Here is a 23150-nt window from a genome sequence, read left to right on the forward strand (position 1 = left end):
GAGCACGACGGGCACGTCGAGCGTCAGCGGCCCGATGCGCAGGGGGCGGCGGTGGCGAGGAGAGACATCCCCTCCAGTGTCGCAGACGGGCCTCACGGGGACCGGCCCCGCCGTCGCAGCACTCTGGCTCGGATGAAGGGCCGCCGATAGGCTCCCTCCGTGATTCCCCGACGCATCCTCGCCCCGCTCGTCGTTGCGACCGCGGCCGTGCTCGGGGTGATCGTCCCCGCGTCGATGGCCTCGGCGGCCGTCGCCACGAGCGCCGGTGTGACGACATTGCCGCCGCAGCCCTTCGCGGGCAACCCGGCGACCGCCGACTGGATCGGCGACTACCTGGTCGACGGCGTGCCCAGCTGGATGACCGAGTTCGGATTCACGGCCCCGGATGAGGCCGAGCCGATGCAACCGGGCGGGGCCCTCGTCACGAAGTGGGGCACAGCGATCGATCCGGAGACCCTCTCCGAGATGTCCTATCTGCTCTTCGTGCACGGCAGCACGCCGACCTCCGTCCAGGCGGCAGCCCTCGCGCACATCGTGCACACCTGGACGGCAGCGCCGCAGAACCCCGGCCAGCTCGACCCGGCGAACGACTTCCGCCACATCGCCTACGACACGGCCTTCCACCTCGCCAAGCTGCCGAGCGGCGCGCAGGACGACGTGACGAGTCTGCTGGCGGAGGCGGCCATGCTTCACGGGCCGTGGTCGATCACCCTCACGGCGCCCGCCGCCGCGCGGATCGGCGCTGCGTCGAACTGGACCGTACGGGTGCTCGCCGGGGTGAACGGCGTGCCGAGCCGGACGGTCTCCCTCACGGTGACGAACGGCACGTTCGCGGGTGGCGCGACCACCACGACCGTCACGACGGGCGCCGACGGCTCGGCGGCGCCCGTCGCGGTCACTCCCACGGGAGCTGCTCCGGCGATCATCGCCACCGCGAGCGGACCGGCCGCCGCACCGCTCGTGATGGATCCCGTGGATGCCGACGTCTCCCGTGTGATCCAGGCGGCGAGCGCGCCGATCTCGGCATCGCTCACGGGCGCCGTGGCCACCACCACGATCGCGCCGGAGCTCGCCCGGACCGGCACTGCGGTGCCCATCGTCGTTCCGGCTCTCGGCGGCGCGCTCGTGCTCCTCGGCGTGCTGCTGGCGATCGTCTCCGCCGGTCGCGCCCGGCGCGGGCGCACGTCGCGATGACGGGTCGCGAACGGGTCGCGGCGGACGCGGCAGCGCGCGGCATCCCGATCGAGATCATCGAGCGGCCCGCGGCGGGCTCGCTCGAGGAGGCCGCGGAGCTGCTCGGGATCACCCCGGCCGACATCGTGAAGTCGCTCGTCGTGAAGCGGCACGACGGCACGTTCCTGTTCGCCGAGATCCCCGGCGACCGGCAGATCTCGTGGGCGAAGCTGCGCGCGCTCGTCGGCGTGAACAAGCTGCGGCTGCCCGAGGCGGCGGTCGCCCTCGAGGCCACCGGCTACGAGCGCGGCACGATCACGCCCCTCGGGTCGAGCACGGCGTGGCCGGTGTTCGTCGACGAGCGGGTCGCGGGGCGGCGGGTGTCGATGGGCGCGGGCGAGCACGGGTACTCCGCGTTCGTGGACGCCGACGCGCTGATCCGGGGCCTCGGAGCCACGGTCGCCGATATCAGCGAGGAGATCCCTCCGCGGTAGCGGGAGCCGGGATCTCGCACACGCCGTCGACGCAGACCTCGGCGTCGGGCGTCTCGAGCGGCACGATGCGCTCCAGCTTGATCCGGGTCATGAGGCGACCTCCTCGCGCTTCTCGGCCACCTGGCGCAGGACGTCGGCGAACGTCGCCGGGTCCTGCGCGCCGGAGACGCCGTACTGGCCGTCGAACACGAAGAACGGCACGCCGTTGATGCCGAGCTGCTGCGCCAGCGCCTGATCGGCACGCACGTCGTCGAGATGGCGGTCGTCGCGCAGCGCGGCGAGCGCCTCGTCGCGGTCGAGCCCGATCTCCGCTGCGAGATCGGCGAGATCCTCGTCGCGCCCGACGTGGCGGCCCTCCTCGAAGTAGGCGGCCAGCAGCCGCTCCTTCATGTCGAGCTGCCGGCCCTGCGCCTTCGCCCAGTGGATGAGCTGGTGCGCCTTCACGGTGTTGGTGTGCTTCAGCGCGTCGTAGTCGTAGTGCAGGCCGACCGTCTCGGCGATCCCGGTCACGCGCGACAGCATCTGCGGGATCTGCTCCGCCGGGAACCCGCGGCTGGCCAGATAGTCCTGCTCGCTGCCGTCGAAGTCCACCGGGGTGTCGGGCGCGAGCTCGAACGAGTGGTACTCGACCTCGACCGGGATGCCGGCATCCTCGGCCCCCAGCTCGAACTTGCGCTTGCCGATGAAGCACCACGGGCATGCGATGTCCGACCAGACGTCGACCTTGATGGGCGTTGCAGAGCTCACGGAAGGTGCAATCCCGGATGCCGTGCCGCTATTCCGCGATCCGGGTGGCGGGATCCGGCGGCGGCGGCGCACTCGGGGCGGCGGGCAGCGGCTCGAGCACCGTCGCGATGCGCCGGCGGCGGGCCATGACCTCGACGATCAGCAGGTAGGCGCCCATCGTGATCACCGTGACGACGGCCGACCACGGGTCGCCGGTCGTCGGATGGTCGGGGTCGAACCCCTGGGTCGACCCCTCGGCTCCGGTCGCGAGGAGCACGAACGAGAGCGTGTTGTTCACGGCGTGCAGCGCGATCGCGGCCTCGAGTCCGCCGGTGCGGCAGGTGACCCAGGCGGCGACGGCGCCGAACACCGCGACCTCGAGCGTCGCCCAGCCGAAGTACTGGGTGTGCGCGGCCGCGAACGCCACCGTGCTCACGATGATCGCGACCGGCGGCGGCGCGACCCAGCTGCCGACGGCCTGCGAGACGAGCCCGCGGAATCCGAACTCCTCGGCGGCGGCCTGGATCGGCGTCAGGACGACGAACAGGAGGGCGCAGAGCAGGAACGTGCCGAGCGGCGCGGTCGGCACGGCGGGCGGCGGCCCGTCGCCGAGCAGCGGCAGCAGCCACGCATCGACCGCGATCGCCACGACGGTGATCAGCAGCGCCGGCAGCAGGCACAGCGCCAGCCACCGCCAGCGCAGCCGGAAGGCGACCGACCGCAGCACGCGCAGCGGCCGGAGCCCCACCGAGAGGTACGCGAGCAGCACGGCCGGCAGCATCGTCGCCACCCCGCCCACCACGGCGAGGATCGAGAGCGGATCGGACGCGTCGATCGCGAGGAACCGGATGAGCGAGTCCTGCAGCGTCGCCAGGTCGGGGCTGAACGGGATGGCGCCGCCCACGAGCGCGATGACGACGAAGACGACGGTCCAGATCGTCTGGAAGACGACCCAGTAGACCGCCGCGAGGATGAGCGCGACCAGCGGCCGCCACCAGCGATAGCGCGGCAGGGCGCGCAGCAGCCGGTGGTAGCGCAGCGACGGCAGCGGAGCCGCCGCGGGTGCGGTCATGCCCCCTGCAGCCGTTCGGCCAGGTAGCCCGGCAGCCGGTCGAGCCCCACCCGCTCCTGCGACATGGTGTCGCGCTCACGGACGGTGACCGCCTTGTCGTCGAGGGTGTCGAAGTCGACCGTCACGGCGAACGGAGTGCCGATCTCGTCCTGCCGGCGGTAGCGGCGCCCGATCGCGCCGGCGTCGTCGAACTCGATCGACCACCGCGTGCGCAGCTCGTCGGCCAGCTGCTTCGCGACGGGCGAGAGCTGCTCGTTGCGCGACAGCGGCAGCACCGCGACCTTCACCGGGGCGAGCCGGCGATCCAGGCGCAGCACGGTGCGCTTGTCGACGCCGCCCTTCGTGTTGGGCGCCTCGTCCTCGGCGAAGGCGTCGACGAGGAACGCCATCATGGCCCGGGTGAGGCCGAAGGACGGCTCGATGACGTACGGCACGTAGCGCTCGTTCGTCGCCTGGTCGAAGTAGCGCAGGTCGGCGCCCGACTCGCGGATGTGGTTGTTCAGGTCGAAGTCGGTGCGGTTCGCGATGCCCATCAGCTCGCCCCAGCCGTCGCCGCCGGCGAACCCGAAGCGGTACTCGATGTCGGCCGTGGCCGCCGAGTAGTGGGCGCGCTCGCCATCCGGCACGTCCAGGCGGCGCAGGTTCTCCTCCCGGATGCCGAGGTCCGTGAACCAGCCCCAGCAGTCCGCGATCCACCGCTCGTACCACGCCGCCGCCTCCTCGGGCGGCGTGAAGTACTCGATCTCCATCTGCTCGAACTCACGGGTGCGGAAGATGAAGTTGCCCGGCGTGATCTCGTTGCGGAACGCCTTGCCGATCTGGCCGATGCCGAACGGCGGCTTCTTGCGCGTGGTCTGCAGCACGTTGGCGAAGTCGACGAAGATGCCCTGCGCCGTCTCGGGCCGCAGGTAGTTCAGGCCCTCCTCGTTGTCGACGGGGCCGAGGTAGGTCTTCATGAGTCCGGAGAACGCCTGCGGCTCGGTGTACTGCCCGCGCGTGCCGCAGTTGGGGCAGGCGACCTCGGCGAGGCCGCCCTCCGGCGCGCGGCCCTTCTTGGCCTCGAAGTCCTCGACGAGGTGGTCGGCGCGGAAGCGGTGATGGCACACCTGGCACTCCACCAGCGGGTCGGTGAACGTCGCCACGTGACCCGACGCCTCCCACACCCGCTTCGGCAGGATGATCGCCGAGTCGAGGCCGACCATGTCGGCGCGACCGCGCACGAACGTCTGCCACCACTGCCGGCGGATGTTCTCCTTGAGCTCGACGCCGAGCGGACCGTAGTCCCACGCCGAGCGCGAGCCGCCGTAGATCTCGCCGGACTGGAAGACGAAGCCGCGACGCTTCGCGAGCGAGATGATGGAGTCGAGGGACGAGGGCGCTGCCACGGGCGTGAACTCTCCAGGGTGCTGTGGAGGATCCAGCCTACCGACCGGCCGCGCGCAGCAGTGCCGCCACGTCCTCCTCGGTGTTCCAGAGGTGGAAGCTCGCCCGGATGCGGCCGGCACGCCCCGAGATCCGGATGCCGGCCGCGCCGCAGGCCGCGACGCGCGCACCGTCGGGGTCGGGCCACGCGACGATCGCCTGGTGCTGCGGCGGGATGCCGAGTCCCTGGCACAGCGCATCGCCGAGCCCGCTGGCGTGGGCCCACACCTCCGCGATGTCGAGCCCGGCGAACAGCGCGATCGACTGCTCCGCGCCGATCCAGGCCTGCCAGGCGGGCGACACGTCGAAGCGCCGCGCGCTCGTCGCGAGCTGCATCTCGGGGCCGTAGGTGCTGTGCCACACGTCCTCGCCCGCGTACCAGCCGGCCTGCACGGGGCGCAGCGCGTCCTGCATCGGCTCGGAGACGGTCAGGAACGCGACCCCGCGCGGCGCGCACAGCCACTTGTAGCTGTGACAGACCGTGAGGTCGTAGCGGGCGGCGTCGACGGGGTGCACGCCGGTCGCCTGGGTCGTGTCGCAGAAGGTGCGCGCGTCGTGCGCGGTCGCGGCCGCGACGATCGCGTCCTCGTCGGCGACGGTCCCGGTCGCGGACTGCACCAGCGAGAACGCGACGAGCCAGGTCTCGTCGGTGATCGACTCCGCGAGGCCGGACAGCGGCACGACCCGCACCCGGATGCGCGGCTGCTGCTGCAGGAACGGGAACATCATCGAGCTGAAGTCGCCCTGCGCCAGCAGCACCTCGGCGCCGTCGGGCACCGCCGCCGCGACGATCGAGGCGAACGTCGAGGTCTGCGATCCGATCGCGACGCGATCCACCGGCACGCCGACGAGGCCTGCGAACGAGGCCCGGGTGCGGGCGATGACCGCGTCGTACCCCTCCGGGTCGCGGTTCGCGTCCTCCCAGGCGGCGAGGTCGGCCCGGATCGCGGCGAGCGCCGAGTCGGGCGGGAGTCCGATGGAGGCGACCGCCAGGTATCCGCGGGGTTCACGGAACTGCCGGATCGCCGACTGCAGGGCGGCGGTGACCATGCCCTCAGCATCGCCCGGATGACGGCTCGTCGTCCAGGAGCGTGCGTCCGGGCGGCTAGACGGACGGGGCGTCGACCGCTGCGCCGAACCGGCGCGCGCGTCCGGCGTAGATCTCGATGGCGTGCCAGAGATCGGTCCGGCTGAAGTCGGGCCAGAGCGTGTCGAGGAAGACCATCTCGGCGTACGCGGACTGCCAGAGCTGGAAGTTGCTGGTGCGCTGCTCCCCGAGCTGCGCACGAAGAGGTCGACGTCGGGCAGATCCGGGATGTAGAGGTGGCGCTGGATCGACTTCTCGGTGATGCCGGAGGGCCGCAGTCGGCCGGCTCGCACCTCCTCGGCCATGCCGCGCATCGCGTCGACGAGCTCCTGCCGGCCGCCGTAGTTGACGCACATCGTGAGGGTGAGCGTGTCGTTGTGCGCGGTCAGCCGCTCCGCGAACCGCAGCTCGTCGATCACGCTGCGCCAGAGCCGCGGCGTGCGCCCCGCCCAGCGCACGCGCACGCCCCACTCGTTGAGCTGATCGCGGCGCCGGTGCAGCACGTCGCGGTTGAACCCCATCAGGAACCGGACCTCCTCAGGGCTGCGCGCCCAGTTCTCCGTCGAGAACGCGTAGACGCTGAGGTGCTTGACGCCGATCTGGACGGCGCCGGCGACCACGTCGAGCAGAGCCGCCTCCCCGGCACGGTGCCCTTCGATGCGCGGGAGCCCCTGTCGATTCGCCCAGCGCCCGTTCCCGTCCATCACGAGGGCGACGTGCTCCGGCACGGCGGCGCGCGGCACGTCGGGCGGGTGCAGTCCCGTCCAGTCCAGCGGCACGAAGTCGACGGCATCCCGATGCGTCTTGCCTGCGGGAAGCCGCTGCGCGGTGCCTTCCGACTCGCCCTTCGGGCGACGACCTACCGGGCTCACGCGGTGGTCCGCTCGACGTGCTCGAGGGAGCGCAGGCCGCGCTCGAGGTGGTACTGCGTGTAGGCCGCGACGACGCCGGAGGCCTGGGCCTGGGTGCGGTCGTCGCTGTCCTGCGCCGCCTCCCAGTCGCCCGACAGCAGGGCGCCGAGCAGGCTCAGGGTCGCGGGGTCCAGGCGCACCGCCCCCGGCGGGGCGACCGCGTCGGCGACGACGCCGCCGAGCTGCGGCACGAATGCGGAGTGCGGTCCGGATGCCCCCGTGACGGCGCAGTCGACGAAGCTCGGAGCCCAGCCCGCGATCGACAGGGCGCGCAGCAGGTAGGAGTCGAGCGTCATCCCGGGCGGGTGCTCCGCGCGCGACAGCGAGCGCAGCGCTCCGACCAGCAGGAGGTAATGCTGCACCCCGCCTCGTGCTCGGTGAGCCGGTCCGCGGCCTCGACCATCGCGTTGGCGGCGGTGAAGCGCGCGTAGTCGCCCACGATGTCGGCGCCGTAGGAGCCGATGGATTCGGCCTGCTGCACGATGTCGAGGCTGCGGCCGATGTAGAACTGCGCGTCGACGACCATGAAGGGCTCGAGCCGGGCGCCGAATCGGGACCCGGTGCGCCGCACGCCCTTGGCGACCGCGCGCACCTTGCCGTGGCGCCGGCTGATCATCGTGACGATGCGGTCGGCCTCCCCCAGCTTGTGGGTGCGGAGGACGACGGCTTCGTCACGATAGACCGGCACGCTGCTAGTCTGGCGCGCCGCCGCTCCTGCGGCACGCTGCCGCTCCGCGGACGAGCGCGGTCGTCCGCTGCGCTGGACATCTGGCGCGCCGCCGCTCCTGCGGCACGCTGCCGCTCCGCGGACGAGCGCGGTCGTCCGCTGCGCTGGACGTCTGGCGCGCCGCCGCTCCTGCGGCACGCTGCCGCGCGCACCCCGCCGGGACGAGCGCGGTCGTCCGCTGCGCTGGAGCGTCGCCCCCTGCGAGGATGGGCGCATGCCGGAACTGGTGTGGCGGGGCGTCGAGGTCGATGGTCTCGAGCGGGCGCGGGTCGACGAACACGGCGGCGTGCGGGTCGCGTCGATCATCGACTCGGCGCGCGGTCGCTACAGCTACGAGCTGACCTGCGACGCCGACTGGACGTTCCGCACCCTGCACCTCGAGGCGCTGGAGGGCGAGCGGGCGTTCGACCTGGAGCGCTCCGCCGACGGCGTCTGGACGCTCGACGGCGAGGAGCGAGACGATCTCGCGGAGGCCATCGACCTCGACCTGGCCGCGTCACCGCTCACCAACACGCTCCCCATCCGCCGGCTCGACCTCGCGGTCGACGACGAGGCCGACATCGTGACCGCGTACGTGAGCTTTCCCGACCTCGAGCTGGTGCCGGACCCCCAGCGCTACACGCGCCTCGACGAGGACGTGTACCGCTACGAGTCGCTCGACTCCGACTTCGAGGCGGACATCACCGTCGACGCACGCGGCTTCGTGCTCGAGTACCCCGGCCTGTTCGAGCGGCTCTGAGCGCGAGAGCCGGATGAGCGCGACCTTCACCATCCCGCTCTGGGTCGACCTGGCATCCGTCGGTGTCGGGAGCCTGCAGGGCGCGCTGTACGCGGCCGGATTCCGGGACCGCCGGCTCGACCTGCTCGGCGTCGCCATCATCGGCATCGCGACCGGATTCGGCGGCGGCATCCTGCGCGACGTGCTGCTCGCGCGCATCCCGCTCGCGCTCGAGAGCGACTTCTACCTGCCGGTGGCCACGGTCGCGGCGCTGCTCGGGATGCTGCTGGAGCGGCTCTTCCGGCGCCTCGGCGGCTTCCTCACCGCGCTCGACGCCCTCACCATCGGCCTGTTCGGCGCGTTCGGCACGACGGCGGCGCTGGCCACCGGGCTGCCGGAGGTGCCGGCGGTCTTCGTGGGGGCCCTGGCGGCCGTGGGCGGCTCGATCCTGCGCGACCTGCTGCTGAACGTTCCGATCGCGCTCATGCACGTCGGCTCGCTCTACGCCGTCGCCGCCATCGCGGGAGCCGTCACGCTCGTCGTGCTGCGTGCCGTCGGCGTGCCGGTGCTCGTGGCCGCCCTCGTCTGCGTCGTCGTGACCTTCGCCGTGCGGGTGCTCGCCGTGCTGTTGCACTGGAGCCTGCCCGAGCAGCAGGCCCTGCGCAGGGTGCGCTGGATCCGGCGCGGCGGCGACCAGCAGGAGCCGGACGAGCGGCGCAGCGTGTGAGCGATGCGGAGCTGATCGCGCGGCTTCGGGCGGCGGGCTGCGTCTTCGCCGAGGAGGAGGCGGCCGAGATCCGGCGGGTGCGCGGCGATGACGCGGCGGCCGTCGAGGCGGTGGTGCTCGCACGCACGGCGGGGGTGCCCTCGAGCAGGCCCTGGGGGTCGCGTCGTTCGCGGGCGTCGAGGTCGGCGTCGCTCCCGGCGTCTTCGTGCCGCGGGCCCGGGCGGAGGCCATCGTCGACGCGGCCGTGGCGGCGCGGCCGGATGCCCGCATCGTCGTCGACCTGGGCTGCGGTGCCGGCGCCATCGCGGCCGCGCTCGCGACCCGGCTGCCCCGCGCGGAGGTGCACGCCGTCGATGTCGACCCCGCGGCGGTCGCGGTCGCCGCCGAGAACGGGGCGCGGCACCGCTTCTCGGCGCACCGGGGCGACTGGTGGACCGGGCTGCCCGCGCAGCTCCGCGGGCGGATCGAGCTGGCCGCCGCCTACCTGCCGCATGTGCCGACGCGCGAGCTCGCACGCATCCCGCGCGACTTCCGCGAGCACGAGCCCGAGGGCGCCGTGCACGGAGGTGCGGACGGTCTCGACCCGTTCCGTGCCGTCCTCGCGGGGATGGAGGCGTGGACGGCCGCCGGCGGAGCGTTCGTGACGCTGGTCGCCGGAGAGCAGGTCGAGACCGCCCGCGGTCTCGTGGGCGCGCGTCCCCTCGAGGTGCTCGAGGTCGACGACGACGCGGTGCTGATCGTCTCGCGGTGATCAGACGCCGACCAGCTGCTCCTGCTCCGTGTCCTGCTCCGTGCGCACGGCCCGGTTCACGGCCGACACGACGGCCTTGAGCGATGCGGTCGAGATGTCGCCGTCGATGCCGACGCCCCACAGGCGCTTGTCGCCGACCTGCAGCTCGACGTAGGCCGCGGCGAGCGCGTCGCCGCCCTCCGACATCGTGTGCTCGACGTAGTCGTAGAGCCGCACCTCGTGCCCCTGCTCGGCCATGACACCGAGGAACGCCGCGATGGGGCCGTTGCCCACGCCCTGGGCCTCCTCGACGTCGTCGCCGATCCGCATCCGGAGCTCGAGCGTGACCGAGCCGGTCATGTCGCTCGCGGTGCGCGTCGAGAGCAGCTCGTAGCGCCCCCACTTGTCGTCCGGGTGGTTCTGCGGCGCGGGCAGGTACTCGTCGCGGAAGATCGACCAGATCTCCTCGCTCGTGACCTCGCCGCCCTCGGCGTCGGTCTTCTGCTGCACGACGCCGCTGAACTCGATCTGCAGCCGGCGGGGCAGGTCGAGCTTGTGGTCGGCCTTCAGCAGGTAGGCGACGCCGCCCTTGCCCGACTGCGAGTTCACGCGCACGACGGCCTCGTAGCCGCGCCCCAGGTCCTTCGGATCGACCGGCAGGTACGGCACCGCCCACTCCATCTGCTCGAGCGGCGTGCCGGTGGCCTTCGACGCGGCCTCCATGGCCTCGAAGCCCTTCTTGATCGCATCCTGATGCGAGCCCGAGAAGGCCGTGTAGACCAGGTCGCCCGCCCACGGCGAGCGCTCGTGCACGCGCAGCTGATTGCAGTACTCGGCGGTGCGGCGGATCTCGTCGAGGTCGCTGAAGTCGATCTGCGGGTCGATCCCCTGGGTCATCAGGTTGATGCCGAGGGCGACCAGGTCGACGTTGCCCGTGCGCTCGCCGTTGCCGAACAGGCAGCCCTCGATGCGGTCCGCGCCGGCCTGGTAGCCCAGCTCGGCGGCGGCGATCGCCGTGCCGCGGTCGTTGTGCGGGTGCAGCGACAGGATGACGTTCTCGCGATGGTGCAGATGCCGCGACATCCACTCGATCGAGTCGGCGTACACGTTCGGGGTCGCCATCTCGATGGTCGAGGGCAGGTTGATGATGACCTTGCGCTCGGGCGTCGGCACGAACACCGTCATGACCTGGTTGCAGATCTCGGCCGCGAACTCGAGCTCGGTGCCCGTGTAGCTCTCGGGCGAGTACTCGTAGTAGACGGTCGTGCCGGGCACGGTCTGCTCGTACTGCTTGCACCAGCGCGCGCCGTTCAGCGCGATGTCGATGATGCCCTGCTTGTCGGTGCGGAAGACGACGTCGCGCTGCAGGATGCTCGTCGAGTTGTAGAGGTGGACGATCGCCTGCTTCGCGCCGCGGATCGACTCGAAGGTGCGCGCGATGAGCTCCTCGCGAGCCTGGGTGAGCACCTGGATGACCACGTCATCCGGGATCAGGTCCTCCTCGATGAGCTGGCGCACGAAGTCGAAGTCGGTCTGACTCGCCGAGGGGAACCCGACCTCGATCTGCTTGTAGCCCATCCGGACCAGCAGGTCGAACATGATGCGCTTGCGCTCGGGGCTCATCGGGTCGATGAGCGCCTGGTTGCCGTCGCGCAGGTCGACGGCGCACCACATCGGTGCCGCATCGATGACCTTCGACGGCCAGCTGCGGTCGGGCAGATCGGTCGGGAACTGCTCGTGGTACGGGCGATACCGGTGAATCGGCATCCCCGAGGGCTTCTGGGTGTTCTTCATGGGACGGTCTCCTGCTGGTCTTCCTGTCGTATTCAGCCGATGCCGAAGGCCGCGACGAGGAAGGCCGAAGGACTAGGCCCCGTCGCGGCAGCTAAGAAGAAGCAGGCCGAAGCGCACGGCCCTAGGGTACACCTCGTGACCCAGCGCTCCGAGCCCCGGCCGGCGGCCACCGTGCTGCTGCTGCGTGACGACCCGCTGCGCGTGCTGCTCGTGCAGCGTCCGACCTCGGGTGCGTTCCCCTCGGTGCTCGCGTTCCCCGGCGGCTCGATCGATGCCGGCGACGGCGACCCGGACGACGATACCGACGCCCGTGCGCGGGCGGCCGCGGTGCGCGAGACGCGGGAGGAGACCGGGATCGCGCTTCCGGGCCCGGCGGCACTGGTCGCATGGTCGCGGTGGATCACCCCGGCCGCGGAACCACGCCGGTTCGATACGCACTTCTTCGCGGTCCGCGCCCCCGAGGGCGCCGAGCCGGCCGTCGACGGGATCGAGCTCGTCGCGGCCCGGTGGGCGGAACCCGCCGAGGCGCTGCGCCGGCGCGAGGCGGGCGACTGGCCGATCATCGCCCCGACCGCGTTCAACCTCGCGCGCCTCGCCCTCTCGTCCCGAGTGGACGAGGTCCTGGCCGCGGCGCGCGCGCAGTCGCCGGTCATCGTCGAGCCGGATCTGAGCGACGGGATGGTCCGCATCCGGCACGACGCGGGTTATCCCGTCACGGAACTCTCTCTGCGCTGATCGTCACCCGCGCAGCAACCGCAGGGAGGAGCCCCACGTCAGCTGGGGCAGGTAGCAGCGCGCGATGGCGGCGCCGATCGCCGGCAGCTGCATGGGGTCGCGGTACACGAGGTGCAGCGCCTCGGCCGCGTCGCCGAACTTGCTCTTGAACCGCAGCAGCGAGCGGAACCCGTAGACGGGCTCGAGGAGACGTCCGACAAGCGCGAGCACCGCGCCGAGGACGGCCACCCCGGCCTGCTCGGCGGGGCGGGCGAGCGGCGTCGCCGACAGGCTCGTGCGCCTCAGGCCGGCCGAACGATGCGCCTCGATCGACTCGGCGATCGTGAACTCCATCGCGCCGTTGGGCGCGTCGGGGGCGCGGCGCATCATGTCGAGCGTGCGTCCCACGAGCGCGCCCGATTCCCACACCGGCAGCCAGCTCGTGACCGCGACCACGCGCTCCTGCGCGTCGACGGCCACGACGACCTGCACGTCGGGGTCGTCGATCTCATCGAGGCCACCGAGCGTGAATCCCATTTCGGGCAGCCGCTTGTCGGCGGCCCAGTGCTCCGAGATCGCGACGATCTGCCGCCGGAGCGGCCCGGCCAGGGCTGTCCAGCTCGCGTCGACCGTGACCACGTCGGTGCGTCGGGCGCGGTTGACGGCGGTGCGCACGTCCTGCATCGCCCTGCCCGACAGCGTGAAGGCCGCCGGGTCGAGCGTGGTCTCCTCGGCCACGGGAAGCGATCGCCAGCCCCGCGCTGCCAGCACCGCGCGCCAGCCCTCGTGCACGCTGTAGAAGACCGGCGTCCAGGCGCGCGCGTCGCAGAACGCGAGGAACTCGCCGAATGCGGCCTCCGGGTCGCCGGTCGCACCGAAGGGATCGGACACGGTGACCACCACCTCGCCCACCAGCCGATACGCGATGCCGGTCGAGCCGTCGGCGCTGACCCACAGCCGGTTCTCCGGCCAGGTGGCGAGATGACCGAGCGACCCGGAACCGGCCCGCAGCAGGGATCGCAGCCGGGGTCGTGTTGCGCGGCCGCCCCGACGGGCGCGGCACGCAGCAGGACGATCGCCGCCGTGACGACGAGGCCGATCCAGAACACGACGCCGGGCAGGTCGAGCACGGCGTGCGCGAGCGGCGTGAGCGGCCGCAGCACGAGATGCTGATGCCGGAGGAACGACGCCGGCACGAACCGCTGCGGCGTCTGCGCCAGGAGCAGCAACAACCCCGGCGGCCTCGCGAACTGCCCACGGATCGCGTGAGCGGTCAGGACGAATCCCGTGGCGGGGAGCGCCAGCGATGCCGCGCACGCCAGGACGGCCCGCCGGATGCCCGCCCTCGACATCCGGATCGGAAACGCCCGGCGTCGCAGAGCGAGCACGATCGCGTACGCCACCGGCACGAGGGTGCTCACCACGAGCCAGAGCGAGACCTCCCAGTACCGCTGCGGGGCGAGCGGCACGATCCAGGGGGCCCCCACGGCGGGCAGCACGCCGAAGTACCACGCGGCGAGAGCGCCCTGCGCCACCCCGACGCCGGCGAGGAGGACCACGGCGGCGCGGCGGCCGCGGAGGAGCCCGCGCGCCCCGATCAGCAGGAGCACGAGCGGCAGGACCGACACGACCGTCTGCGTCACCCCGTGCAGCGGCAGCCGGGTGAGCTCGCCCACGCAGTCGGGCGCGATGTGGCCCGCGGCGCAGCCCGGCCCGGCCACCCGCGGCGTGATCCCGGTCAGGGCGATGCCGAGCGGCGAGAGCACACCGTAGCGTCCGACCGAGACGGCCGTGAGGACGGGACCGACCGCGAACAGCACGGTGACGAGGGCGAGCAGGCTGCGCGTCTCGTGCCGGGAGGCCGGCCAGCTCGGCCGTCGATCCCGGCGCAGCAGAGCGCCGGATCCGATCCCCAGACCGACGGCGACGAGCAGGTAGAGGTCGGCCGGCTGGCCGGAGTACAGCAGCAGGGTCGCCGCGACGCCCACGAGGAGGGTGCGGGTGCGCCGACGCTCGAGGGGGCGGCCCACGCCGACGCCCATGCCAGCGTGCCGAGGATCGGGGTGAGCGGATCGACGGTCAGGAGGCCGCGCACCGACGACGACCAGAATTCGTGCACCGCCGCGCCCAGCAGTTCGAGGCCGAGCCCGAGGGCGCCCGCGACCACGCCGGTCGCCACGAACGCGACGAGCGTGCGCCATGATCCCATCCAGCGTTCGGCCAGACCGACGCCCACGATCGCCGCGACCATGCTGATCGCGAACTGCGCGACACCGCCGGCGACGAGCATCGACGTGAGGATGGTCCACCAGTGATGGTCCTCGAGCGCGTCGGGGTTCAGGCCCGCCGCGGGCGGCGAGAACGGCCCGCGCGGCCCGGTCGGGATCGCGATCACCCAGACGGCGAGCAGGGCGACCACCACGAGCAGCGTCGCCGGGTGCCGGCGGATGCGGTGCAGCACCCTCATGAGCGCGCCAGTCCGAGGTGCGCGGCGATCGGGCCGAACGCGTGCGTCATCATCCACTGCACGGTGTGCCAGTCGTGCGCGGTGCCCGGTGCGATGTCGCGTGTCGTCGCCACACCGGCGGCGCGCGCCGCGGCCGCGACGACGTCGATGCCCGGCCCGTACCTGGTGTCGAACTGGCCCGAGCCGAACACCGCCGTCAGCCCGCGATACGGGGCGTGCGCCGCGAGGATCGCAGCAGGGGCCGCCGCGCGATACCGCGCCGCATCGCCGTCGAAGCCGCGCGCGATCGTCTGCTGCAGGTCGCCGTTCCTGGGGGCGACCTGGCCGGAGACGTCGAAGACCGCGCCGAAGAGCTCGGGATGCGCGGCCCCCAGCTGGATCGAGCAGGTGCCGCCCTGGGAGAAGCCGCCGATCGCCCAGGCGGCGCGGGACGGCTCGACCGCGAGGTGGGTGCGGATCCAGCGCGGCACGTCCACGGTCAGGTACCTCGCCGAGTCCCCGAGCGGGGAGTCGACGCACATCGGGTTGTCCTGCGGCGCTCCGAGCTGATCCGGCACCACGACGACGGGCGCGAGGCCGTGGTGCGCGGCGGCGCGGGCGTTCATGATGGCGGCCAGGCGACCGGCGCGGATGACGTCGTCCGGACCCCGGGCTGGCCCGAGAGCATGACGAGCACGGGCAGTCGCGGTGGGTGCGGCACGAGCGCCGCCGGCGGGAGGTAGACGTAGCCGGCCCGCGCCGGGAAATGCGACGTGGTGGCCGGGATGTCGACGCGGCCGACGACGCCGTGCCGTGGCATCCCTGCTGCGACGGGGCGCGACCAGAGCGGCACCGGAGCCGCGTCGGAGACGACCGAGCCGGGCGCGTCCGCCCGCTGCGCGGCCGCGATCGAGGCGGGGAGCGGGCGGGCCGCGGCGGCATCCCAGAACGAGTCGATGGTCGTGTACTGGCCGAAGTCGGCGTTGACGCCGATCGCGCCGGCGAGGATCGCGAGCGGCACCGACGCCGCGGCCGCCACCCGCCGCCACACGCCGTGCCGCATCAGCATGCCGATCGCGAGCGCCACCGCGGCGAACGTCGAGGCGACCCACGTGCGCGACACCGGGCTCAGCGAGACCTCGAACACGTCGAGGAGATCGGAGGTGATCCAGCAGACGAGCAGGCCGGCAGCGGCCCCACCGACCGCGCACGCCGCGAGCACCAGTGCCCCCGTCGGCTCGTGCGCCGCACGACCGCAAGCAGCAGGGCCGCGATCGCGAGAGCGTCGACCGTCACGGGGAGCCAACCGCTCGCGATGTCGACGTCGCCCCAGCCCGGCATGCCACCCCTTCCGTTCGTCGGCCGCCGACCAGTATCCGCGGGCTGCGGAGCCCCGGCGGACCCTCTGTGAACCCCTCAGGAGGCCGAACGGCCGTCCGGGACCGCTCCCGGCACATCCACAGCGAACCGCCGAGGATCGCGACGGCTGCCGACAGCCACTGACAGCGCCGCGACAGCGGCGTGACAGCGGCGTGACAGCGCCGCGGTCGCACCATGTCGTCATGACTCTGGCGATCGAGGCCCACGGCCTCACCAAACGATTCGGGAAGACGCAGGCCCTGGCCGGCGTCGACCTCGAGGTCGAGCAGGGACGCGTCCTGGGGGTGCTCGGTCCGAATGGGGCCGGCAAGACCACCGCGGTCCGCATCCTCGCGACCCTGCTTCGACCGGACGGCGGCACCGCGCGCGTCGCCGGCCACGACGTGCTGTCCGACCCCAAGGGGTGCGCCGCGTGATCGGGCTGACCGGTCAGTACGCGAGCGTCGACGAGGAGCTGAGCGGCATCGAGAACCTCGTGCTGATCGGCCGACTGCTGCACCTCGGATCCCGCGCCGCGCGGACGCGCGGCGAGGAGCTGCTGCGGGAGTTCGACCTCACGGACGCGGCGAAGCGTCAGGTGAAGACCTACTCCGGCGGTATGCGCCGACGGCTCGACCTCGCGGCCTCGCTCATCGGGCGCCCCGAGATCGTCTACCTCGACGAGCCGACGACCGGCCTCGACCCGGCCAAGCGGGACGACGTGTGGGAGATGGTGCGCACGCTCACCCGGCTCGGCACCACGGTGCTGCTCACGACGCAGTACCTCGAGGAGGCGGACGCGCTCGCGAACGAGATCACCGTCATCGACCACGGCAGGGTGATCGCGCACGACACGCCCCAGGGTCTGAAGCGCCAGGTCGGCGGTCAGACCCTCGAGGTGCGTCCCGTCGACCCGGCCGACATCGAGCGGGTGCGCCCGCTGCTCGCCCGGCTCGGCACCCGCGAGGTCGAGCAACCGGCTCCGGACCAGCTGGCCGTCCCGGTTGCCGACGACGGCGCCCTCACCGCGATCGTGTCGGCGCTCGCGACCGAGCGGATCGCGGTCTCCGAGCTCGCCCTCCGGCTCCCGAGCCTCGACGAGGCGTTCTACGCGCTCACCGGCCAACGGGCCTCGGACGAGACCGACGCCGGGGACCGCACTGGCACCCGCACCGACGACAAGGAAGAGGAGGCCGCCTGATGTTCGCCGATTCGCTCGTGCTCGCGGGCCGAACCGTGCGTCGCATGACGCGCAATCCGGAGCAGTTCATCGACGTGACGCTGCAGCCGATCATCATGACCGTGCTGTTCGTGTTCATCTTCGGCGGCGCGATCGCCGGGTCGACCACGCAGTACCTCACGTTCGCCCTGCCGGGCATCATCGTGCAGACCGTCATGTTCACCTCGCTGACCATCGGCGTGAACCTCAACAACGACATCAGCAAGGGCGTCTTCGACCGGTTCCGTTCGCTGCCCATCGCGCGCTCGGCCCCGCTGTTCGGTGCCGTGCTGGGCGACATCGTGCGCCACAGCATCGCCGTGTCGGTGACGCTGGTCTTCGGGGTCATCATCGGCTACCGGTTCGGCACCCCTGGTACGACGTGCTGCTCGCGTTCGTGCTCATGGTCGTCTTCGCCGTCAGCCTGTGCTGGGTCTCGGTGTTCATCGGCACCATGGTGCGCTCAAGCGGGGCGGTGCAGGGGATCTCGTTCCTCATCACGTTCCCCCTCACCTTCGGCTCGTCCACGTTCGTCCCCGCGAACACCCTGCCGACGTGGCTGCAGGGCTGGGTGTCGGTCAATCCCGTCACCCACGTGATCGAGTCGATGCGCGGTCTGCTCAACGGCGACGCGGCGCTCGCCTCGGGCGAGACCCTCGGCCTCGAGCTGCTGTGGGTGCTGATCAGCTGCGTCGTGCTGTGGGCGGTCTTCTTCCCGCTCGCGACGTGGGCCTACCGGCGCAAGATCTGAGCCAACTCCGACGCCGCGGTATCGCGGTCCACGACGGCGCGCTCCCGAGGGGGCGCGCCGTCGTCGCGTGCGCCGCGATCTGCGCTCGCACCCGCACCTCCAGCGGATTGTGCGGATCGGGTGCGCCGCGCAGCACCGTCGCGAGGTCGAGAGCCAGGTGCGCCTCGTCGAAACGGCCGGTGCGCGCGGCGAGCGATGCCACGCCGACGGCCGTCGCCGCCATGATCGGATAGTCGTTGCTCTCGACGGCCGCCTCGGCGGCGACGCGGAGCTCGCGCTCCGCCGACGCCGTGTCGCCGTCGAGCGAGGCGACCCCGCCGCGAGCCATGCCCGCCATCGCGTGCAGCTGGGGCGGCACGTCGTCCCACTCCGCGAGGCTCTCATCGAGCTCGGCCACCAGGGCGCGGGCGCGCTCGATGTCCTCCAGCTCGATCGCGAGGAAGCAGGCGATGGCGCACGCCAGCGCGACCGATCGTGCGCTGTCGGAATCCCGCGCCACGGCGAGCATCCGGTCGGCCCGCGCCTGCGCCTCGTCGACCCGGCCGAGCCGGATCAGGAGGTTCACGGCGAGCCCCTGCTGCTGCAGCAGGTCCCACGACGAGGTGATCTCGGTCATCGCCGCGGTCGACGCGTCCGACATCGCGAGGGCCTCCTCGAAGCGGCCCTCGAGCGCGAGCCATTCGGCGCGCATCTGCTGCGCGAGGGCCATGCCCCACCGGTCGCCCGTGCTCTCGAAGAGCTCCACCGCACGGCCGCTCGAGGCGCCCAGCTCCGCGAGGTCGCCGCCGTTCTGCGACATCGCCGCGCGGGCGACCGTGAGCACGGCGCGCCCCCACGGCGTGAGCGGCAGCCCCTCCGGGTCCGGGATGCGGATGTTGCGCATCCAGACGTCGCCCTCCGGGGTGTCGGCGAACGCGCGCACCAGCACCGGGATCGCGAGCACGATGTCGTGATCGGTCCGCGCGGCCGCGTCGCTCAGCCGCGCGAGCTCGCCCTGGTCGATCTCGGGGCGCCGTCCGCGGGAGAAGGTGCGCATCATCATGGCGGCCGCGCGGACGAAGACGCCCTGCCAGTCGTCATCGGCCTCATCGGCGTACGGGCCGGCTGCCGCGATCCACTGGATGGCGTCGTCGTTGCGGTCGCGCACGATCCAGTACCAGAGGCAGCCGCCGGTGAGGCGCACGAGGTCGGACGGCGAGGCCTCGGCGCAGAAGCGCAGGGCGGCGGCGAGGTTGTCGTCCTCCGCATCGAACCAGGCGATCGCGTCATGGATGGCGGCGGAGCGCAGCTCGGCGTCGTGCACCGCCGTCGCCTGTGCCAGCCGCCGGGCCTGGGCGATCCGCTCACGCGTGAGCTCGCCCGACCCGGCGAGCTTCTCGATGCCGTATTCGCGGATGGTCTCGAGTGCCCGGTAGCGGCCGCCCGTGCGCTGCAGGAGCGACTTGTCGACGAGCACGTCGAGCTCTGCGCGGGTGCCGCCGTGGGCGGCCGCGACCCCGGCCGCGTCGGCGACGGCGACGCCGGCCGGGTAGATCGCGAGCGCCACGAGCATCCGGCGCTCCCCGGCCCGAGCAGGCTCCAGCTCCAGTCGACGAGGGCGCGCAGCGTCTGGTGCCGGGGCAGCACGGTCCGCAGGCCGCCGGAGAGCAGCCCGAAGCGGTCGTCGAGGCCGTCGGCGATCTCGCCGATCGTCATGGTGCGCGCCTTCGCCGCGGCGAGCTCGAGGGCGAGCGGCAGACCGTCGAGCCGCTCCCGGATGCGGGTGGCGGCATCCTGCTCGTCCTGGTCGATCGCGCGCCCCCGGGCGGCCAGCACGCGGTCGTCGAAGAGCGTCTGCGCCGCGAGCGGGTCGAGCGGACCGAGCGGCACGAACGCCTCCCCGGCACACCCAGCGGCTCCCGGCTCGTCGTGAGCACGTGCAGCCGCGGCAGGGCCTGCAGGAGCTCGTGGGCGGCGAGCGCGGCGACCTGGATGAGGTGCTCGCAGTTGTCGAGCACGAGGAGCACGTCGCGGCCGGCGAGCGCGGCGATGACCCGCTCGGCGGGCGTCGACGCCGCGGCGCTCTCGTTCATCGACCGCAGCTCGCGACCGATCGCGCCGAGGATCGCCTGCCACAGCTCGTCTGGTCCGGCCGGGGCGAGCTCCACGACGATCGGATGCCGGTGCGCCCGCGCGGACTCCATCGCGAGCCGGGTCTTGCCCGCGCCGCCGGGCCCGAGGATCGTCACGAGGCGACCGCGCTCGAGCTGGCCGGTGACCCCGGCGAGCTCCTCGTCGCGGCCCACGAACGCGGTGAGGGCGGCGGGGATCGCGGCGGGGCCCGGCTCCCCAGCGTCCGGCTCCGCGGGGCTCGGCGTGCCGCCCAGGCGCAGGGCGGTCGCCCGATCGGTGGCGAGGTCGCGCTGAAACCAGTCGTACCCGTCGCCGGGCGTCCACGGCTCACCGCACCACAGGCCGAGCGCGGCGGATGCCAGCGCCGGCGCCTCCGGTGCGGGGGCGGCCGACGCGGCGGCCACCAGGTCCTGGAACCGGACGGCATCGACGTCGGCGCGGTCGATCGCCAGCCGGTAGCCGCCGGGCCCCGACGCGAGCACGCCCGCGGGCAGCTGCCCGCGCAGCCGCGAGACGAGCGACTGCAGCGCGGCCCGCGCGTTCTCGGGCGGGTCGTCGGGCCAGAGGTCCTCGGCGAGCGCGCGGTAGCCCACCTGGCTGCCCGCGTCGATGGCGAGCCGGAAGAGCAGCCCACGCTGGCGCTCGCCCACGACGTCGAGGGTTTGCCGTCGTGTTCGACGGCGAACCCTCCGAGCAGCCGGATCCTCACCCCGAGATCGTAGCTTTTGCTCGCGAATGACCAGTTTTTGCGAGGGCCTCGCCTGCCTCTGGCAAAAACTGGTCATTCGCGAGCGGTTCACTCGACGGCGAGCGCCACGATGGGCGTGACCCGCGTCGCGCGCCGCGTGGGGGTGAACGAGGCGATCGCGGTGAGGGCGGCGCCCGCCACGACGATGACGCCGACGATCAGCCACGGCACCCCCGGCAGGACGAAGCCCTTGGTGATCGCACCGAACAGCGACTGCGCTCCCGCCCAGCCGTAGATGGTGCCGAGGACGAGTCCCAGCACGATCGCCGTGACCGTGAGCTGCGCGCTCTCGGTCAGGATCATGCGCCGCACCTGCCGCACCGAGAAGCCGAGGGCGCGCAGCAGCCCGAGCTCCCGCGTGCGCTGCAGCACGCTGAGCGAGAGGTTGTTGACCAGCCCGACCGCGGCGATGAGCGCGCTGAAGCCGATGAGCACCGAGAACACCCCCGTGACGACCGTCAGCATCTGCTCGGTGCCCTGGTACACCTCCGGCTGCAGGCGCTGCTGCTCGCGGATGATGTCGGCGAAGCTCGCCGTCGCGACGCCGAACATCGTGATGAGCGTCACCCCGATGACGAGCCCGATCGTCGCGCGTGAGCTGCGCTGCGGGTGGCGCAGAGCGTTCTCGGCGGCGAGCCGGGCGGGCGCCGACCGGCCGAACCACCGTCCGACGAGCCGCAGCGCCGGGGGCATGACGACATCCGCACCGAGCACGAGGCCGGTGAACGACAGGATGCCGCCGACGACGCCGATGAGAACGGCGACCGGGCTGAGCAGGCCGAGCAGCATGCCCAGCACCAGCAGGGCCGCGCCGAGGATGACGAGCACGAGCGAGAGCACGTTGCGCCCGCGGCGCTGCACGGCCTCCTCGCGTGAGAGCTCCTGCGCCCCGCCGATCGCCTGGAGCGGGGTCACCGAGAGCACTCGTCGCGAGCCGACCCAGGACGCGAGCCAGGTGGTCAGCACGATCGCGATCAGCGGGAACAGCAGGCTCGGCTGCAGGTAGGAGTACCCGACCTCCTGGAACCAGCCGACCGCCACCGACACCCGCTCGAGTCCGAAGGCGAGCAGGCTGCCGACGAGCGCACCGGCCACCGCCCCGGCGATGCCGGCGACGAGCCCCTCGCGCGAGATCGCGAGCCGCTGGTGCCGCGCGGTGGAGCCGAGCAGCCGCAGCAGGGCGATCTCGCGTGCGCGGCCCGCGACGATGGTCGAGAAGGTGTTGGAGGTGACGACCGCTCCCACGTACACCGCGATGAGGATGAACACCCAGGCCAGGATCGCCAGCATCAGCCCGACGGTGCTGCTCGACCCGGTGACGTCATCGGCCCCGATCTGGGCGGTGAGCAGTCCGGTGACCTGCAGCAGGCCGACCCCGAAGGCGGAGCTGATGCCCGCGACGAGCACGCTCGAGAACCGCAGCCTCACGCGGCCTGCTCCATCGTGAGCATGAACGTCGCGATCTCGGCGGCCTCCATGTGCCCGCGGTCCTCGACGACGAGGCCGTCGGCGAGGAACAGGATGCGATCGGCGAAGCTCGCGGCGACCGGGTCGTGGGTGACCATCGCGATGCTCTGGCCGTACTGCCGGGTCGCGCCCTGCATGAGCGCCAGCACCTCCCGGCCGGTGCGCGAGTCGAGGTTGCCGGTCGGCTCGTCGGCGAAGACGAGCTCGGGCCGGGTGGCGAGCGCGCGGGCGATCGCGACGCGCTGCTGCTGGCCTCCCGACAGCTCGTGGGGCCGGTGGGAGAGGCGGTCCACCAGACCGAGCGACGACTCCAGTTCGGCGATCCAGTCGAGCTCCTGGCTGGAGGGGCGTCGACCGTCGAGCTCGAACGGCAGCTCCACGTTGCCGGCGACGTCGAGGGTGGGCACCAGGTTGAAGGACTGGAAGACGAAGCCGACGCGACGCCGGCGCAGGAGCGTCAGGCGGGTGTCGTCCATCCCGCCGATCTCGGTGTCGCCGAGCCACACCCGGCCCCCGCTCGGGGAGTCGAGCCCCGCCATGATGTGCATGAGCGTCGACTTGCCCGACCCGGAGGGGCCCATGATCGCGGTGAACTCGCCGCGCCGGATGCCGACGGTGATGCCGCGCAGCGCGTCCACCCGGGTGCGCTCCGTGCCGTAGCTCTTGGTGAGGTTCTCGACACGGGCGACGAGGCCCATGTCGGATGTGCTGATGTCCATGCCCCTGACGCTACGGACGCGCGTCGCGCCGGGC

The 23150-nt window shown here is 72.6% G+C and carries 23 protein-coding genes and 3 pseudogenes; 11 read left to right on the forward strand and 15 right to left on the reverse strand.

What is annotated here, in order from left to right; translation table 11 throughout:
• The first annotated feature begins 159 nt into the window (after nucleotides 1–159).
• Together QQK35_RS01975 and QQK35_RS01980 are read left to right on the forward strand one after the other, a co-directional pair.
• Nucleotides 160–1194 carry a hypothetical protein gene (locus QQK35_RS01975; protein ID WP_284252450.1) on the forward strand — a complete coding sequence of 345 codons (1035 nt, stop codon included), beginning with the start codon at nucleotides 160–162 and terminating at the stop codon, nucleotides 1192–1194.
• Complete coding sequence (locus QQK35_RS01980; RefSeq protein WP_284252452.1) at nucleotides 1191–1667, forward strand: aminoacyl-tRNA deacylase; 477 nt, start codon at nucleotides 1191–1193, stop codon at nucleotides 1665–1667. Before QQK35_RS01975 ends, QQK35_RS01980 begins: the two co-directional genes overlap by 4 nt.
• Before the next feature lie 87 nt (nucleotides 1668–1754).
• On the opposite strand, the gene QQK35_RS01985 is transcribed toward QQK35_RS01980, so the two are convergent.
• The 6 genes and pseudogenes from QQK35_RS01985 to recO form a co-directional block, all read right to left on the reverse strand.
• A complete protein-coding gene (locus QQK35_RS01985) occupies nucleotides 1755–2414 on the reverse strand; it encodes a DsbA family oxidoreductase (protein WP_284252454.1) in 660 nt (219 codons plus the stop codon).
• A gap of 28 nt (nucleotides 2415–2442) precedes the next feature.
• On the reverse strand, nucleotides 2443–3465 hold the full coding sequence (locus QQK35_RS01990) for a CPBP family intramembrane glutamic endopeptidase (protein WP_284252456.1): 1023 nt from the start codon (nucleotides 3463–3465) through the stop codon (nucleotides 2443–2445).
• Nucleotides 3462–4850, reverse strand: coding sequence for a glycine--tRNA ligase (locus QQK35_RS01995; protein ID WP_284252458.1), 1389 nt, complete (start codon nucleotides 4848–4850; stop codon nucleotides 3462–3464). The genes QQK35_RS01990 and QQK35_RS01995 overlap by 4 nt, the downstream gene beginning before the upstream one ends.
• A gap of 37 nt (nucleotides 4851–4887) precedes the next feature.
• On the reverse strand, nucleotides 4888–5937 hold the full coding sequence (locus tag QQK35_RS02000) for an aminotransferase class V-fold PLP-dependent enzyme (protein ID WP_284252460.1): 1050 nt from the start codon (nucleotides 5935–5937) through the stop codon (nucleotides 4888–4890).
• 55 nt (nucleotides 5938–5992) lie between these two features.
• Nucleotides 5993–6753, reverse strand: a pseudogene (locus QQK35_RS02005) (isoprenyl transferase).
• An 89-nt stretch (nucleotides 6754–6842) separates the two neighbouring features.
• Nucleotides 6843–7573: pseudogene (gene recO, locus QQK35_RS02010) on the reverse strand (DNA repair protein RecO).
• Nucleotides 7574–7826: 253 nt separating this feature from the next.
• On the opposite strand from recO, the gene QQK35_RS02015 reads away from it, so the two are divergent.
• The 3 genes from QQK35_RS02015 to QQK35_RS02025 all read left to right on the forward strand — a co-directional run bounded on the left by QQK35_RS02015 (nucleotide 7827) and on the right by QQK35_RS02025 (nucleotide 9808).
• Entirely contained in the window at nucleotides 7827–8351 is a 525-nt protein-coding gene (locus QQK35_RS02015; protein WP_284252462.1) for a putative glycolipid-binding domain-containing protein, read from the forward strand.
• Nucleotides 8352–8364: 13 nt separating this feature from the next.
• Nucleotides 8365–9057: a trimeric intracellular cation channel family protein gene (locus QQK35_RS02020; protein WP_284252464.1), complete on the forward strand. Its 693-nt coding sequence runs from the start codon at nucleotides 8365–8367 to the stop codon at nucleotides 9055–9057.
• 205 nt (nucleotides 9058–9262) lie between these two features.
• The gene (locus QQK35_RS02025) at nucleotides 9263–9808 is read left to right on the forward strand and encodes a methyltransferase (protein ID WP_284252466.1); all 546 of its coding nucleotides are present in this window, start codon (nucleotides 9263–9265) and stop codon (nucleotides 9806–9808) included.
• Here QQK35_RS02025 and leuA read toward each other — a convergent pair whose 3' ends face one another.
• Nucleotides 9809–11581: a 2-isopropylmalate synthase gene (leuA, locus tag QQK35_RS02030; RefSeq protein ID WP_284252468.1), complete on the reverse strand. Its 1773-nt coding sequence runs from the start codon at nucleotides 11579–11581 to the stop codon at nucleotides 9809–9811. It lies immediately after the preceding gene.
• A 135-nt stretch (nucleotides 11582–11716) separates the two neighbouring features.
• Between leuA and QQK35_RS02035 the strand changes: the two genes are divergently transcribed.
• Nucleotides 11717–12316: an NUDIX hydrolase gene (locus QQK35_RS02035; RefSeq protein ID WP_284252470.1), complete on the forward strand. Its 600-nt coding sequence runs from the start codon at nucleotides 11717–11719 to the stop codon at nucleotides 12314–12316.
• Between the two features lie 3 nt (nucleotides 12317–12319).
• Here QQK35_RS02035 and QQK35_RS02040 read toward each other — a convergent pair whose 3' ends face one another.
• Nucleotides 12320–13612: a bifunctional lysylphosphatidylglycerol flippase/synthetase MprF gene (locus QQK35_RS02040; RefSeq protein WP_284252472.1), complete on the reverse strand. Its 1293-nt coding sequence runs from the start codon at nucleotides 13610–13612 to the stop codon at nucleotides 12320–12322.
• Between QQK35_RS02040 and QQK35_RS02045 the strand changes: the two genes are divergently transcribed.
• Complete coding sequence (locus QQK35_RS02045; protein WP_284252474.1) at nucleotides 13583–14068, forward strand: hypothetical protein; 486 nt, start codon at nucleotides 13583–13585, stop codon at nucleotides 14066–14068. The genes QQK35_RS02040 and QQK35_RS02045 overlap by 30 nt on opposite strands.
• Here the strand turns inward: QQK35_RS02045 and QQK35_RS02050 are convergent.
• From QQK35_RS02050 to QQK35_RS02060, 3 genes are read right to left on the reverse strand one after another with little or no spacing between them, the layout of a single operon-like run.
• A complete protein-coding gene (locus QQK35_RS02050; RefSeq protein ID WP_284252476.1) occupies nucleotides 14034–14762 on the reverse strand; it encodes a rhomboid family intramembrane serine protease in 729 nt (242 codons plus the stop codon). The genes QQK35_RS02045 and QQK35_RS02050 overlap by 35 nt on opposite strands.
• On the reverse strand, nucleotides 14759–15367 hold the full coding sequence (locus QQK35_RS02055; RefSeq protein ID WP_284252478.1) for an alpha/beta hydrolase-fold protein: 609 nt from the start codon (nucleotides 15365–15367) through the stop codon (nucleotides 14759–14761). The genes QQK35_RS02050 and QQK35_RS02055 overlap by 4 nt, the downstream gene beginning before the upstream one ends.
• Entirely contained in the window at nucleotides 15364–15963 is a 600-nt protein-coding gene (locus QQK35_RS02060; RefSeq protein ID WP_284252480.1) for an alpha/beta hydrolase, read from the reverse strand. Before QQK35_RS02060 ends, QQK35_RS02055 begins: the two co-directional genes overlap by 4 nt.
• A 340-nt stretch (nucleotides 15964–16303) precedes the next feature.
• On the opposite strand from QQK35_RS02060, the gene QQK35_RS19530 reads away from it, so the two are divergent.
• The 4 genes and pseudogenes from QQK35_RS19530 (at nucleotide 16304) to QQK35_RS02075 (ending at nucleotide 18070) form a co-directional block, all read left to right on the forward strand.
• Nucleotides 16304–16537: an ATP-binding cassette domain-containing protein gene (locus QQK35_RS19530; RefSeq protein ID WP_348534866.1), complete on the forward strand. Its 234-nt coding sequence runs from the start codon at nucleotides 16304–16306 to the stop codon at nucleotides 16535–16537.
• Nucleotides 16534–17301: an ATP-binding cassette domain-containing protein gene (locus QQK35_RS02065; RefSeq protein ID WP_348534867.1), complete on the forward strand. Its 768-nt coding sequence runs from the start codon at nucleotides 16534–16536 to the stop codon at nucleotides 17299–17301. Before QQK35_RS19530 ends, QQK35_RS02065 begins: the two co-directional genes overlap by 4 nt.
• A 44-nt stretch (nucleotides 17302–17345) precedes the next feature.
• Nucleotides 17346–17624: pseudogene (locus QQK35_RS02070) on the forward strand (ABC transporter permease); the annotation flags it as partial.
• Nucleotides 17625–17722: 98 nt separating this feature from the next.
• Nucleotides 17723–18070, forward strand: coding sequence for an ABC transporter permease (locus tag QQK35_RS02075; RefSeq protein ID WP_284252482.1), 348 nt, complete (start codon nucleotides 17723–17725; stop codon nucleotides 18068–18070).
• Here QQK35_RS02075 and QQK35_RS02080 read toward each other — a convergent pair.
• From QQK35_RS02080 to QQK35_RS02095, 4 genes are all read right to left on the reverse strand, one after another.
• Nucleotides 18003–19622, reverse strand: a complete 1620-nt coding sequence (locus tag QQK35_RS02080; RefSeq protein WP_284252484.1) for a hypothetical protein — start codon at nucleotides 19620–19622, stop codon at nucleotides 18003–18005. The two genes, QQK35_RS02075 and QQK35_RS02080, sit on opposite strands and share 68 nt — an antisense overlap.
• Nucleotides 19623–19761: 139 nt before the next feature.
• Nucleotides 19762–20832 (reverse strand): AfsR/SARP family transcriptional regulator, encoded by a 1071-nt coding sequence (locus tag QQK35_RS02085; protein ID WP_284252486.1) that lies wholly within the window; start codon nucleotides 20830–20832, stop codon nucleotides 19762–19764.
• A 146-nt stretch (nucleotides 20833–20978) separates the two neighbouring features.
• Nucleotides 20979–22358, reverse strand: coding sequence for an ABC transporter permease (locus tag QQK35_RS02090; RefSeq protein ID WP_284252488.1), 1380 nt, complete (start codon nucleotides 22356–22358; stop codon nucleotides 20979–20981).
• Nucleotides 22355–23116 (reverse strand): ABC transporter ATP-binding protein, encoded by a 762-nt coding sequence (locus tag QQK35_RS02095; RefSeq protein WP_284252490.1) that lies wholly within the window; start codon nucleotides 23114–23116, stop codon nucleotides 22355–22357. The genes QQK35_RS02090 and QQK35_RS02095 overlap by 4 nt, the downstream gene beginning before the upstream one ends.
• Between the last annotated feature and the right edge of the window lie 34 nt (nucleotides 23117–23150).

The sequence above is a fragment of the Pseudolysinimonas kribbensis genome (assembly GCF_030161895.1).
Classification (GTDB): Bacteria; Actinomycetota; Actinomycetes; order Actinomycetales; family Microbacteriaceae; genus Pseudolysinimonas; species Pseudolysinimonas kribbensis.

Excerpts from the sequence above, each read along its gene's own strand:
- QQK35_RS02020 (WP_284252464.1), top strand. The coding sequence starts at position 8,365 with ATGAGCGCGACCTTCACCATCCCGCTCTGGGTCGACCTGGCATCCGTC.
- QQK35_RS02055 (WP_284252478.1), bottom strand. The coding sequence starts at position 15,367 with ATGAACGCCCGCGCCGCCGCGCACCACGGCCTCGCGCCCGTCGTCGTG.
- QQK35_RS02050 (WP_284252476.1), bottom strand. The coding sequence starts at position 14,762 with ATGAGGGTGCTGCACCGCATCCGCCGGCACCCGGCGACGCTGCTCGTG.
- QQK35_RS01990 (WP_284252456.1), bottom strand. The coding sequence starts at position 3,465 with ATGACCGCACCCGCGGCGGCTCCGCTGCCGTCGCTGCGCTACCACCGG.
- QQK35_RS02080 (WP_284252484.1), bottom strand. The coding sequence starts at position 19,622 with ATGCTCGTGGCGCTCGCGATCTACCCGGCCGGCGTCGCCGTCGCCGAC.
- QQK35_RS02015 (WP_284252462.1), top strand. The coding sequence starts at position 7,827 with ATGCCGGAACTGGTGTGGCGGGGCGTCGAGGTCGATGGTCTCGAGCGG.
- QQK35_RS02075 (WP_284252482.1), top strand. The coding sequence starts at position 17,723 with ATGGTCGTCTTCGCCGTCAGCCTGTGCTGGGTCTCGGTGTTCATCGGC.
- QQK35_RS02000 (WP_284252460.1), bottom strand. The coding sequence starts at position 5,937 with ATGGTCACCGCCGCCCTGCAGTCGGCGATCCGGCAGTTCCGTGAACCC.
- QQK35_RS19530 (WP_348534866.1), top strand. The coding sequence starts at position 16,304 with ATGACTCTGGCGATCGAGGCCCACGGCCTCACCAAACGATTCGGGAAG.
- leuA (WP_284252468.1), bottom strand. The coding sequence starts at position 11,581 with ATGAAGAACACCCAGAAGCCCTCGGGGATGCCGATTCACCGGTATCGC.
- QQK35_RS01980 (WP_284252452.1), top strand. The coding sequence starts at position 1,191 with ATGACGGGTCGCGAACGGGTCGCGGCGGACGCGGCAGCGCGCGGCATC.
- QQK35_RS02095 (WP_284252490.1), bottom strand. The coding sequence starts at position 23,116 with ATGGACATCAGCACATCCGACATGGGCCTCGTCGCCCGTGTCGAGAAC.